The sequence below is a fragment of the Bacillus canaveralius genome, assembly GCF_002860125.1.
Taxonomy (GTDB): Bacteria; Bacillota; Bacilli; order Bacillales; family Cytobacillaceae; genus Bacillus_BJ; species Bacillus_BJ canaveralius.
Genome location: NZ_PGVA01000057.1, coordinates 1 through 12,716, shown reverse-complemented (window position 1 = coordinate 12,716; position 12,716 = coordinate 1). Strand labels below are relative to the sequence as shown.

The window sequence follows — 12,716 nt, the reverse complement described above, 5'->3', positions numbered from 1 at the left end:
AATCCGCATTTTCGATCACCATCCAAAATATGCTTGCTTTATTGCTAATTCTGTTGAGCAAGCGGCCAGAAAATTCTCAAGCTGTCTCCCGCTTGAATCTGATCATGAAAGGCTACAGGCTGATCGTTCCGTGTCAGTTCAAAGCTTCCGTTTGCATGGGCGGGCATATCGACCTGAACCGCCGTAAAGATATCCTGAAAGATGAACGGTTCAAAGCTTTTTTCGGAAATTCTCAGATGATCTCCATCTGACAGGATATCATCATCGAGCAGTTTTTGCTCACCTCTGTAAAACTCTGTAACTTCTTTAGTAAGCGTAACGCTTTCGCCGTTAAAGGAGATTGGCAACTTTTGATATCGATTTATTTGCTTGATTACTGCCAGATCCTCGACTGTCGGCGCTTTTCGTTTGGTGATTGTTAATTCATCAAGGTCATTGAAGCCGCTTTTCAGTCTTACTTCCATGCCATTTCGATAGATTTTTCCGCCGAATCCTGGAAAGTACTGATCCTTTCCGTTTATGTTAAGGAAAAGCGGGCGCAGCTCAGGCAGGTAGTACTGTAATTTTAATGAATGAAGCAGTTTTTCAATTGTCTCAGGGAGCGTGCAGACGATCTCATCGCGATCCTCAACAAATTTTTCCGGGCTGCAAGCTGCCTTATTGCATGTAAGCACGGCAGAAATGATTTCCGGCTTCCCGTTAATCGTCACCATTTTCTGGGGAAGATGGTCAATTAAATCTTTTATTTGTATCTTCGTTTGTTGGCCGTCCGCGCCCTTTTTAACCGTAATCCGGTCATTATTGCTGATTTCTTCATCGAAGGAACAGCTGGCACCATTTTTTAAAATGGTTGGAGCACTGCCAAGCTGGCCGGGAATCGTAATGCTTTGTCCATTTAACGTCACAATCATCGCCAGGCCCGGTTTTCCGTATAGTTTATTCATTTTTATTCCGGCTGCAAGCAGACAGTCGCCGACCGTTAGCTTTTTCACTTCAAAAAGGCGAACGGGCTGCTCATTAACGTAAACAGTCCGATATTGAACCGGAGACATTTGGGCCGCGATCGCAATTCCAACGGGAGTAACCAGTTCCGGTCCTTTTAAAATATGATCTGCAAGTGTTAACGAAGAAATCGCTTCTATGCCCCTTATCGCAACCCGGTTTTCCGGGAGCCCGAGACGTTGCGCGAGCTTATTTGGGAGTTCAGGCGTTAAGCTGCCTCCACCGACAAGCATGACAGCTTTTGGCGGCTTCCCGTTGTTTAATGCTAAAATTTCGTCGCCAATCGTAGCAGCGAGCTTATCCAAGGCAGGTGTAATGTGTCCAACTGCTTCCTCCCTTGTAACCTCTGCTTCAAAACCGAGAATGTCGGTTATGGTAATCGTTTCACGGCTGGATAACTCCCGTTTCGCCTTTTCTGCAAGCGGAAAATCGAGGAGAAAATGGTCACTGATTGCTTCAGTAACTTCATCTCCGGCAACAGGCACCATTCCATAGGCGATGACCGTTCCTGCATCGGTGATCGCGATATCGGAAGTGCCTGCGCCAATATCAACGAGAGCGACATTTAATCTGCGCATCGAAGGAGGGATCAGCACATTGATTGCGGCGATCGGTTCCAGCGTCAAAGCATCCATTTCCAATCCTGCCCGGTGAAGAGCAGAAATAAGTGATTCAACAACAACCTTCGGTAAAAAAGTCGCAATGATTTCAACAGAAGCTTCATCACCCTGCTGATCAATCAAATTGCCGATTTCTTCTCCATCAAGCCGGTAATAAAGCACGGAGTATCCGACACAGTAATAATACTGGCTTTTTTCAATCTCATGCTTTTCGGCAACCATCGCCTGGGCTTGCTGGACAGCACTTAATTCAAGGTAAAGGATGTCTTGCTTTGTCATCATCGGTTTTCCATTAATATCGACCGATACCTTGGCCCTTTCTGTTCGCAAAGCCCTGCCGGCTGCCGCGACCGAGACTTTATGTAGCGGTCCATGTTGCTCCTCAAGCTGCTCTTTTATAACGGCAATCAACTTTGAGACTGACAACACGTCATGGATTTGCCCATCAAGCATCGCACGTTCGCTATGCTCCATCGAAAGCATATCAACAACATGGAACTGGCCGCCGGTTTCTTCAAGGATGACGCCGACTACGGAACGCGTGCCAATATCAAGGGCAAACAGTTTGTTTTTTTCCTGCAAAATGAGAACACCTTCTTTTTAAATTCATCATAAAATACTTTAACACTTAAAAGCGTTTAATTAATAAAGAAATTTCGTGACATTAAGAAAAGATTCATATATAATAAATCGTAATTATAATAAAATGTACCACATTTTAACGGGGCGTTAAAGAGATTGGAAACGATAAGCTTTTGACCCGCCCAGCTGGCTTGCAGTTTACCTGATTCTATGGGTGCAAAGCAAGTGTTTAAAAAACCGAAAAAATTTGAAAGGACGGGAAAGAAAATGAGCAATAAACAACTTGACCAACTGCGCGATCGCGTAGATGAATTAAATCTGGAGCTGTTATCATTAATTAATGAGAGAGCCCGGCTCGTCCAGGAAATCGGGCGAGTGAAAGAAACTCAGGGAGTTTACCGTTATGATCCAGTGCGAGAACGGAGAATGCTTGATTTAATTAAAGAAAACAATGATGGACCATTCGAAAATTCAACAATTGAGCATATTTTCAAAGAAGTATTTAAAGCAGGTCTGGAGCTGCAGAAGGATGACCATCGCAAAGCTCTGCTTGTTTCCCGGAAGAAAAAACCTGAGGACACAGTAGTTAACCTTAAGGGAGAATTGGTTGGGGATGGCAAGCCTCATTTTGTATTTGGCCCATGTGCGGTTGAGTCATATGAACAGGTAGCGACTGTTGCTGCAGCGGTAAAAGCAAAAGGGTTAAAGCTGTTGCGCGGCGGTGCCTACAAGCCGAGAACTTCTCCGTATGATTTCCAGGGGCTTGGCTTGGAAGGGTTGAAAATCCTCAAGCGTGTCGCAGATGATTATGACATGGCTGTCATCAGCGAAATTGTCAATCCTGCTGATATTGAAACGGCTGTTCAATATATTGATGTGATTCAAATCGGTGCCCGCAATATGCAAAATTTTGAGCTTCTTAAAGCTGCCGGGGCAGTAAATAAGCCTGTTTTATTAAAGAGGGGCCTCGCTGCCACCATCGAAGAATTTATCAATGCAGCTGAATATATTATGGCGCAGGGGAACGGACAAATCATCCTTTGTGAGCGGGGGATTCGCACATATGAGCGCGCGACAAGAAATACGCTTGATATTTCAGCTGTGCCAATTCTCAAGCAGGAAACGCATTTGCCGGTACTTGTGGATGTAACTCATTCGACAGGACGCCGTGATTTGCTCATCCCAACAGCGAAAGCAGCATTGGCCGTCGGAGCTGACGGGGTAATGGCCGAGGTTCATCCGGATCCGGCAGTAGCTCTTTCCGATTCAGCCCAGCAAATGGATCTGCCACAATTCGAGCATTTCTTCAAGGAATTACAAAGCACGCCATTTGTAAGAGTTTAAGTGCATTTTTTAAGGTACATCAGGAGCCTTCTGTTCATTGGGAAGGCTCTTTTCATGTGAAAATCGTGGCGAATATACATAAAATTTATAAAAAAATGCAAAAATTAAGGGCTTGACATTGCGGCATTCCCTTGTCTGTCGTATGATTAAATACATAATTAGACTTGTTTAACGCGTCACAAACTTTAGAAAGATGTTTAGGTTTTCCTTTGTTGCAGTAAAATAAAGAAAAACGGTGCGTGTGCAAACAAAAAGGAGTGTATAGATATGAATGTAACAATATATGATGTTGCCCGTGAAGCTAATGTTTCGATGGCAACCGTTTCCCGGGTGGTCAACGGGAATCCTAACGTTAAACCGGCGACTCGAAAAAAAGTCCTGGAAGTCATTGAGCGGCTTGGTTATCGTCCGAATGCAGTGGCAAGGGGGCTGGCCAGCAAAAAAACAACGACCGTCGGTGTCGTTATTCCCGATATTTCGAGCACTTTTTTCGCTGAGCTGGCAAGGGGAATCGAAGATATTGCGACAATGTATAAGTACAATATTATCCTCAGTAACTCGGATCAAAACAAAGAAAAGGAATTGCATCTTTTGAATACAATGCTCGGCAAGCAGGTTGATGGTATCGTCTTTATGGGCGGCAATATTACGGCTGAACATGTTGAAGAGTTCAAAAAATCACCTGTGCCGATTGTTCTTGCCGGTTCCATTGAGGCAAGCGGGGACATTCCTTCCGTTAATATCGACTATGAGCAAGCAGCCTTTGATGTTGTTCAAACGTTTGTGGAAAAAGGCCATAAAAACATCGCGTTTGTAATAGGGCCTTTCCATGAGCCGATCAATCTGGAAAAAAAGCTTGCCGGATATAAAAGAGCCCTAGAAGCTGCCGGGTTGCCGTACCGTGATGAGCTTGTCATCGAAGGCGATTACACGTACGATTCAGGAATAGAGGCATTTGAAAAATTGCTCGAAGCTGAAGAAAAGCCAACCGCGATATTTGTCGGTTCAGATGAAATGGCACTCGGTGTTGTCCATGGTGCAGAGGATAAGGGTTACAGCATCCCGAACGATTTCGAAGTGATTAGTTCAGACAATACAAGACTGACTATGATGGTCCGTCCGCAGCTGACAGCGGTCGTGCAGCCGCTTTACGATATTGGAGCAGTGTCAATGCGGCTGTTAACGAAATTGATGAATAAGGAACAAGTCGACGATCAGATCGTAGTTCTTCCGCACCGAATTGAATACCGCAGCTCAACGAAAGAGTAAGTTTGCCGATATAAAGAAACTTTGCAAAAAAAACAGGAGACCTGTAAGGATTGAAAAATCCTTCCGGGCCTCCTGTTTTTTGTTTTATCCGAAATTTCAACACGGATGGTCTTATCCTGATTCACTTTTCGTCCTGTTGCGAATCGGATATAGTGCTTTGTCAAGTGTTTGGCTGTTTTTTTCGGTAATTTCCGCTTTTCTTGGGATCGGCGGGTAGAGGTTGGCCGGGTCATCCCATTCCTTCGGAAGCGCAATGGGCGCTTTATCCTGCCAGAATTCAATCCAATCAGAGGGCATATTGCCAAAACGATTCGGATTTTCAGTCATTTCCAGCCAGATCAGGGCCCATGCCCTTGGAACGACCCTCCAAATATCATACCCGCCGCCGCCAACTGCGATCCAGCGTCCGTCACAGTACCTATGCGCTATTTCATGGGCCAGTTTCGGTATTTCCCGGAAAATTTTTGTCGTTGCCGATAAATGGGTCAACGGATCCAGATAATGGGCGTCGGCTCCGTTTTGCGTCAGGATCACATCAGGCTTGAAGAAATCGGCCACTTCGTTTAAAGCATTGTAGTACGCGTGAAGCCATGAATCATCCTCTGTGAACGCATCAACCGGGATATTAAAGGAATAACCGTACCCTTTTCCCTGGCCTCTTTCATTAACATTGCCTGTCCCGGGAAATAAATAGCGCCCTGTTTCATGTATTGATAACGTGCAAACGTCTGGATCATCATAAAATGCCCATTGAACGCCGTCTCCATGATGGGCATCTGTGTCAACGTAAAGAACGCGCGCATTGTATTTGTGCTGCAAGTACTTTATCGCAATCGAAGTGTCATTGTATACGCAAAATCCTGAAGCTTTTCCCCTGAATCCATGATGAAGCCCGCCGCCGAGATGCAAGGCATGCTTTGCCTTGCCTGTCATGACATAATCAACCGCTGTCAACGTTCCGCCGACAAGCAGCGAACTTGCTTCATGCATCTTGTCGAAAATTGGCGTATCTTCGGTACCAAGGCCGTAATTTTCAGCAATATCCTTGTCAAGGCTCCCGTGTCCTGCCAGCCGGACAGCGTTTATATAATTTTGATCATGGATGAGACAAAGCTCTTCCTCTAAAGCAGACCGGGGCGGCACGATTTGCTGTTCTTCAATAGCCTGCATTCTTTGGAGCAGGTCAAGTGTCACTTTAAGCCGAAGCTGATTAAAAGGATGATGCCTGCTGAATTTGTAGTTCAGCAGTTCTTCTGAAAATACAAATACGGATTGCTCGGTCATGATGGAAGCCCTGGTAAATTCGGCCACAGCACTTGAAGTCCTGCATTCGTTAAATCGTCAATCATGCCGACCGGATTCATGGTCTGGACTCTGAGTACAATTATTTTATAGTTTTCATCCTTTTTATCAGGGTAGACGAGGACACTTTGAATGTTGGCCTTACGGTTGCGGATGACGGTCGCTACCTCCCAAAGCATGCCTGCTTTATTGGGAACTTTTATTTCAATTTGCGAACCTGGCTGATGAGCCCCGGTTAATTCAACTAACGTATGCAGTAAATCGGTTTCCGTAATAATCCCGACCAGCTTCCGATCCTTTAAAATCGGCAGGCAGCCAATATGATGCTCGTAAAATAGAGCAGCAAGTTCCTCTACAAAGTCGAGGGGATGGCCTGTGATCACGTCCGTTTTCATAATTGTTTCCAGTGGTTTCTGTAAATCGTCCTTATATTCTTCGGCCCGAAAAATCGAAGGGGTAGCGTCACGGATATCCCGGTCTGTCACCAGGCCGATTAAACGGTTATCTTGATTGATGATCGGAATATGGCGAATTTTCTTTTGCTCCATTAAAAGAATGGCATCCGCAATCGTGCTATTTGGAAATAACGTGCACACATTCGTTTTCATGATTTCTTCGACAATCATCGTTTTTTCCCCCTTACCAAATGTCATTTATTCGTAAATCAATAAATGGCATCAGTTGCTTCAGGTTTCGTTTAATACATAAATCTGTTCATGAACCTTAGCTGGTCAAAGCGCTGAATCGATTCCTGATCGATTCTTTTTCCGATTCGTGCCATTAAGCAATTCGCAGGATGTGAGCTTATTTCAGGGTCATCGGTTGCATACCATTCCAGCCCGCCGGCGTTCATCATTTTTTCCATTACTTTGCGATACTCCCAAACGTTCAAGCCGGTTCCTTTTAAATCCCAATGCCAGTAATACTCAGTCGTAATAATAATGTAGTCTTCCATTGCATCGTCCATCATCGATACAACCAGAAGATTTTTTCCGACTGACGCCCCGCGGAATTCCGGAATAACTTCAATCGCACCAAGTTCAATCAGGTTTTCCATATTGCCCTCAGACCATCGTTCGAGCGGATCAGGATATAAATAAGTTACGTAGCCGACAATCATATGCCTGTATCTGGCGATCAAAATTCTTCCTTCAGGGAGGCCGGCGATTTCCACTAGTGCCTTATGCTGCTGTTCCGGAGGGCGAAAGGCAACTAAATCTTTATGAAATTCATAACCGGCAAGCTTCTCAGCAGAAATTGGCCCTTCGATAATCAGGTCGCCGTGCTTTGTTTTCAATTCTTTTGCATTGTAAGTTTTTTTATGCTCCATTTATACACCACCTGGAATAACAATTAACAGATTAATACTATTATACATAAAAACTATTAATTAAAAGCGCTTTCACAAAATTTTCTGGTAAATTTCAATATATGTTAAAAAGCCGTCACATAAAGATTAAAGAAATCTTTGGCAGGTAGAATATTTTAAAAATTGAGAAAAAATGTTTTTTATACTATAATAATGTTGACTAACCGAATTAAAGGGGGATATGGTGCATGAAAGTGGAAGCGCTGCCAGTAATAAAGGGGCAATTTAATCTAGAAGATTATGAACAAATGTACAAGCAGTTTGATTGGAAAGAAACCGAAAAGCATTTTTCCTGGTCCAATACTGGACTCATGAACATGGCTTATGAAGCGATTGACCGCCATGCTGAATCTGAAAGGAAAAATAAAATTGCGTTGTATTACCGGAGCGGTGGCCGCAATGAAAAGTATACATTTAAGGAAATGAAAGAGCTGTCCAATAAGGCAGGGAACGTATTTAAAGCGTTTGCGGATGTAGAAAAAGGAGACCGCGTGTTTATATTTATGCCGCGTTCGCCTGAATTCTATTTTGCCGCTTTAGGAGCGATTAAGCTGGGAGCGATCGTCGGTCCGTTATTTGAAGCATTTATGGAAGGGGCCGTGCGCGACCGTTTGGAAGATAGCGAAGCGAAGGTGCTCGTTACAACCCCCGAGCTGCTCGAGCGTGTCCCGGTAGAGGAGCTTCCTGCTTTAAAGCATATTTTTCTAGTCGGAGATGATATTAAAGAACAGGGTCCCTACCTTGATTTTAAGAGGAAACTAGAAGAGGCGAGCCGCAAGCTTGATATTGAGTGGGTTGATCGCAATGACGGTCTTATCCTCCATTACACTTCCGGTTCGACTGGTAAACCAAAGGGAGTACTGCATGTCCATAACGCGATGATCCAGCATTACCAGACTGCAAAATGGGTTCTTGATTTGAAAGAAGATGATATCTACTGGTGTACAGCAGATCCCGGCTGGGTTACCGGCACATCCTATGGAATGTTCGGACCTTGGTTAACCGGCACATCAAATGTCGTAATTGGCGGCAGGTTCAATCCAGAGACCTGGTATAAATTAATTGAGGATATGGGAGTTACGGTCTGGTACAGCGCTCCAACTTCTTTCCGGATGCTGATGGGTGCGGGAGATGAAGTAGTCAAAAAATTTGATTTAAGCAGCCTCCGCCATATCCTCAGCGTCGGGGAACCACTTAATCCGGAAGTAGTCAAATGGGGAATGAAGGTGTTTAACCTGCGGATTCATGATACTTGGTGGATGACAGAAACGGGTGCGCAGCTTATTTGTAATTATCCGTGCATGGAAATCAAACCAGGGTCGATGGGAAAACCAATCCCGGGTGTTGAAGCGGCGATTGTTGATGATCAGGGGAACGAGCTTCCACCAAACCGAATGGGAAACCTGGCGATCAAAAAAGGCTGGCCTTCGATGATGCACACGGTTTGGAAAAATGAGCAAAAGTATGATTCGTATTTTATGCCTGGCGGCTGGTATGTCTCTGGCGACTCCGCTTATATGGATGAGGATGGTTATTTCTGGTTCCAGGGCAGAGTGGATGATGTGATCATGACTTCTGGAGAACGGGTTGGCCCGTTTGAAGTCGAAAGCAAGCTTCTTGAACATCCGGCTATTGCGGAAGCAGGCGTGATCGGTAAACCTGATCCAGTGCGCGGAGAGATTATTAAAGCGTTCGTTGCTTTGAGGGACGGTTATGAAGCTTCTGACGAATTGAAGGAAGAAATCCGCCAATTTGTAAAAAGAGGTTTTGCTGCCCATGCAGCGCCACGGGAAATTGATTTCCGTGACAAGCTGCCGAAAACAAGAAGCGGAAAAATTATGCGCCGCGTTTTAAAGGCATGGGAATTGGATTTGCCGACTGGTGACCTGTCGACAATGGAAGATTAATCGTAATAGATACACAATGTAATAAGTTAAACCGAAAAATGAAATGAAGTCGTCTAAGTAAACAGGAGTATGCCGCAGGCAACGATTAATTTTAAATAACTGTTCATTTTTCAATTAAAGAATTGCTTTATGGAGCCAATTTCACAATGTAATAAGCTAAACCGAAAAACGAATGAAGTTTTCTAGATATACAGCAGTATGCCGTAGGAAACAAATAATACTATAATGTAAGTAACTGTTCGTTTTTCAATTAAAGAATGGCTTTACGAAATTCATTCAGATGAAAAAACGCGCCGCCTCATTTTTTGAGGCGGCGTTTAAAATGTTATTAAGTATCGGTGGATCCATCTCCCGGGTCAGGAACAGGCTCGACAGGTCCTGGTACCGGTACCGGAGCCGGAGCAGGGGCTGGCACCGGTGCCGGAATTTGCTCGGTTTCTTTCGGTTCAACCGGGTTTGTTACGGCCGGCGCACCGATTAATACGATGTTGGAAGGAGGCGATTCTGCTCCGGCTATATCAACGGCCGTTACATAGTATTCTCCATTTCCAACATTTTGCGCAAGCCCGCCCCCCGCTTTAATGCTGCCGATCCGTTGGCCGCCGTTTGTATAGACACGATAACCAATGACATCTGGCTCAGGGTGGCTGCCCCATGTGAGAGTGGAGCCGGAACCCATGACGACCGGAGCAGCAGGAGCTTTTCCGTTATCTTCAATTTTCGCATTCGGAATCAAAATATTTGCCCAGCGATCTTTTTTCGGAATGAGCTGGTCGACATTGGCTGTAATTCCAAAAATCTTTTGAAGATAATCAGGGTTTAAAATTACGCCATCTTCAGCGAATTCTGCCGGAGCCGAATCAAGAGCAAGGTACTTGGCGTCGCCAATTCGAACAAACTTTCCGCTAATCAAGCTGTCATCCACACCAGTTGGAACAAATTTCGCATTAAATAAATCGGTTTCGACAAGGCCCGCTCGCGAACACGCTTCAGAAGGAAGCAGTCCCGAGGTTACACAATACGACCTTCTGACAATTCCGCCAGGCATTTTGAATTGCTCAGCAGGAGCAATCAGTGCGGGATTAATATCGTAGGCAGCATTCAGTAGTTCCGCCCACAAATAATTGGTCCGCAGACTGTAATTCAACCCTGCCGTTTTTAACGACTTAGGCGTATCATAGCCCGTCCAGATTCCAAAGGAAATATTCGGATTGGAAGCGACAAACCAGGAATCGTAAAATTCATTTCCTGTTCCCGTTTTGCCGGCAAGGTCGGAACTGAATTTTAACCTTCCTTTAATGGATGCAGCTGTCCCGGTTTTAATAACATCGCGCATCATGTCAATCGTTAAATAAGCTGTTTGCGGGCTGAACACTTCAACCGGTTTTACTTCATGCTGGTAGATCACATTGCCTTCTTTATCAACGATTTTCTCGATCATGTAAGCGTCGATAAATTGACCGCTATTGGCAAATGTTGCAAAAGCGTTGGTGTTTTCTTCAACGGTGACTCCATCTTTCAATGAGCCAATCGAAGTTGCGAGATTTGTGTAGTCCTCTTCTACTAAAGAGGTAAAGCCCATTTTTTCCAAATAACTAGCGGGCCTCTGATCAACTATATCTTTATATAACTTAACAGCCGGGACGTTTAATGACTTTTCCAAAGCATATCTTGCTGATACAAGTCCGCTATAGGTTCTCGTATAGTTCATTGGCCATGGCCGATTGAGCTGCGGGTTAAGCTTCAAAGGGATGTCCGGCAAAATCGTTCCTGGAGCTGATTTACCAAGCTCCATTGCCGGTCCGTAGACAAGCAGCGGCTTCATTGTTGAGCCGTTTTGGCGAAGCCCGCTTGTTGCGTGGTTAATCTGTTCGCGCTTGTGATTCCTTCCGCCGACGAAGCTGAGAATTTTCCCAGTTTGATTTTCGATCAGCACAGCGCCAACCTCAACTGGCTCCATGACCGTTTTCTGTTCGCCGGTTTCCGTATCGGTAATAACCTGCTGCTTTTCAGGGCCGAAATTTTTATAATTCGCCGTTACGACAGCCATGACATCATACATATCCTTATTAATGGTACTATGAATTCGATAACCATTTTGGCGGAGATTCCGATCTGCAAGAGTTATGTATTTTTCCCGTAAATCATCGTCTTTCTTTAGAGCTTCTTCCTCATATCCATCTTTTTTTGCGAGTACTTTCGAAAGAACTTCAACTGCCCGCTTTTCGATCTCAACGGTTAACCATGGATACTGTTCGGTGGGGTTATCAGTTGGTGGTACAAAATTCTTGGTAATGTCATAGGCAATCGCCTCTTCGTATTGCTTGCTGTCAATTGCCCCGCCTTCATGCATTCTTTTTAGAACAGTCTTCATCCTCGTCAGGCCGGGTTCAAGGTCCGCTTTTACTTCTCCCTTGTTTGTAAACGGTGTGTATCCGAACGGACTTTGCGGAAGGCCAGCAATAAAGGCGGATTGGGCTAAATTAAGATCCTTCGCTTCAACTCCGAAGATCCCCTTTGCAGCTGATTGTACACCGGCAATATTTCGTCCCGAAGAATTGCGGCCAAATGTGGAAACGTTTAAATACGCTTCGAGAATTTCTTTTTTATCAAAGAATTTTTCAAGCCGGAGTGCCAGTAAAATTTCCTTTGCTTTACGTTCAAAAGAAATTTCATTTGTGAGTATCTGGTTTTTAATGAGCTGCTGTGTGAGTGTACTGCCGCCTGATTGGTTGGCCGAATTGCTGACCTCTTGAAACAAGGCACGTGCGATCGCTTTCGGAACGACACCGTTATGCTCGTAAAAATACTCGTCCTCTGTTGCAACAACGGCATCAATTAAATATGGAGATACGTCGTCAAGCTTGACTTCCTCGCGCTCAAGGTCGGTGCGGAGCTTGCCTAAATACACATCGTTAGCGAAATACATTTCCGACGTTTCTTCATAGTTATATATATCTTTTTTCATACTTTCATAGGAGCGGATCGGCTCTTCTTTGACGAGTGACGCAAAATAACCTGCCCCAACCCCGCCTGCGAAAGCACCGCCGAGTACTAAGATTATTAAAAAAATTAGCAATAAATTCCAGAAAACTTGATAGGTAATTCTTGCGCCTTTGACTGTTTTCCTATCAGTAACAAGGCTGAACCATGATTTTATTTCGTCTTTCCAATTTGGCTTTTCGTTCACTTTATCAATCCCCCTAAAATCACCTACATTATAGCATACATTAACATCCTGCGATGACAAGCTATGGCATTTGTTTGAGTCAAGCATTTGTTGGCGGAATTTATTTCCACCTAAAACGTGTAAGCGGATTC

8 protein-coding genes are annotated in these 12,716 nt (G+C 44.5%); 3 read left to right on the top strand and 5 right to left on the bottom strand.

Annotated features, from left to right (window positions below):
• Positions 1–44 precede the first annotated feature (44 nt).
• Positions 45–2,204 carry a cell division protein FtsA gene (locus tag CU635_RS19200; RefSeq protein ID WP_101578991.1) on the bottom strand — a complete coding sequence of 720 codons (2,160 nt, stop codon included), beginning with the start codon at positions 2,202–2,204 and terminating at the stop codon, positions 45–47.
• Between the two features lie 267 nt (positions 2,205–2,471).
• On the opposite strand from CU635_RS19200, the gene CU635_RS19195 reads away from it, so the two are divergent.
• Complete coding sequence (locus CU635_RS19195; protein WP_101579030.1) at positions 2,472–3,548, top strand: bifunctional 3-deoxy-7-phosphoheptulonate synthase/chorismate mutase; 1,077 nt, start codon at positions 2,472–2,474, stop codon at positions 3,546–3,548.
• Positions 3,549–3,815: 267 nt separating this feature from the next.
• On the top strand, positions 3,816–4,817 hold the full coding sequence (ccpA, locus tag CU635_RS19190; RefSeq protein ID WP_101578990.1) for a catabolite control protein A: 1,002 nt from the start codon (positions 3,816–3,818) through the stop codon (positions 4,815–4,817).
• Between the two features lie 111 nt (positions 4,818–4,928).
• Here ccpA and CU635_RS19185 read toward each other — a convergent pair whose 3' ends face one another.
• From CU635_RS19185 to CU635_RS19175, 3 genes are all read right to left on the bottom strand, one after another.
• Positions 4,929–6,101 (bottom strand): acetoin utilization protein AcuC, encoded by a 1,173-nt coding sequence (locus CU635_RS19185; protein ID WP_101578989.1) that lies wholly within the window; start codon positions 6,099–6,101, stop codon positions 4,929–4,931.
• Positions 6,098–6,745, bottom strand: a complete 648-nt coding sequence (locus CU635_RS19180) for an acetoin utilization AcuB family protein (RefSeq protein ID WP_101578988.1) — start codon at positions 6,743–6,745, stop codon at positions 6,098–6,100. The genes CU635_RS19185 and CU635_RS19180 overlap by 4 nt, the downstream gene beginning before the upstream one ends.
• Before the next feature lie 71 nt (positions 6,746–6,816).
• Positions 6,817–7,449 (bottom strand): GNAT family N-acetyltransferase, encoded by a 633-nt coding sequence (locus CU635_RS19175; RefSeq protein ID WP_101578987.1) that lies wholly within the window; start codon positions 7,447–7,449, stop codon positions 6,817–6,819.
• A 227-nt stretch (positions 7,450–7,676) separates the two neighbouring features.
• On the opposite strand from CU635_RS19175, the gene acsA reads away from it, so the two are divergent.
• Positions 7,677–9,395, top strand: coding sequence for an acetate--CoA ligase (acsA, locus tag CU635_RS19170; RefSeq protein WP_101578986.1), 1,719 nt, complete (start codon positions 7,677–7,679; stop codon positions 9,393–9,395).
• A 328-nt stretch (positions 9,396–9,723) separates the two neighbouring features.
• On the opposite strand, the gene CU635_RS19165 is transcribed toward acsA, so the two are convergent.
• Positions 9,724–12,585, bottom strand: coding sequence for a transglycosylase domain-containing protein (locus CU635_RS19165; RefSeq protein WP_245917534.1), 2,862 nt, complete (start codon positions 12,583–12,585; stop codon positions 9,724–9,726).
• Positions 12,586–12,716 lie beyond the last annotated feature (131 nt).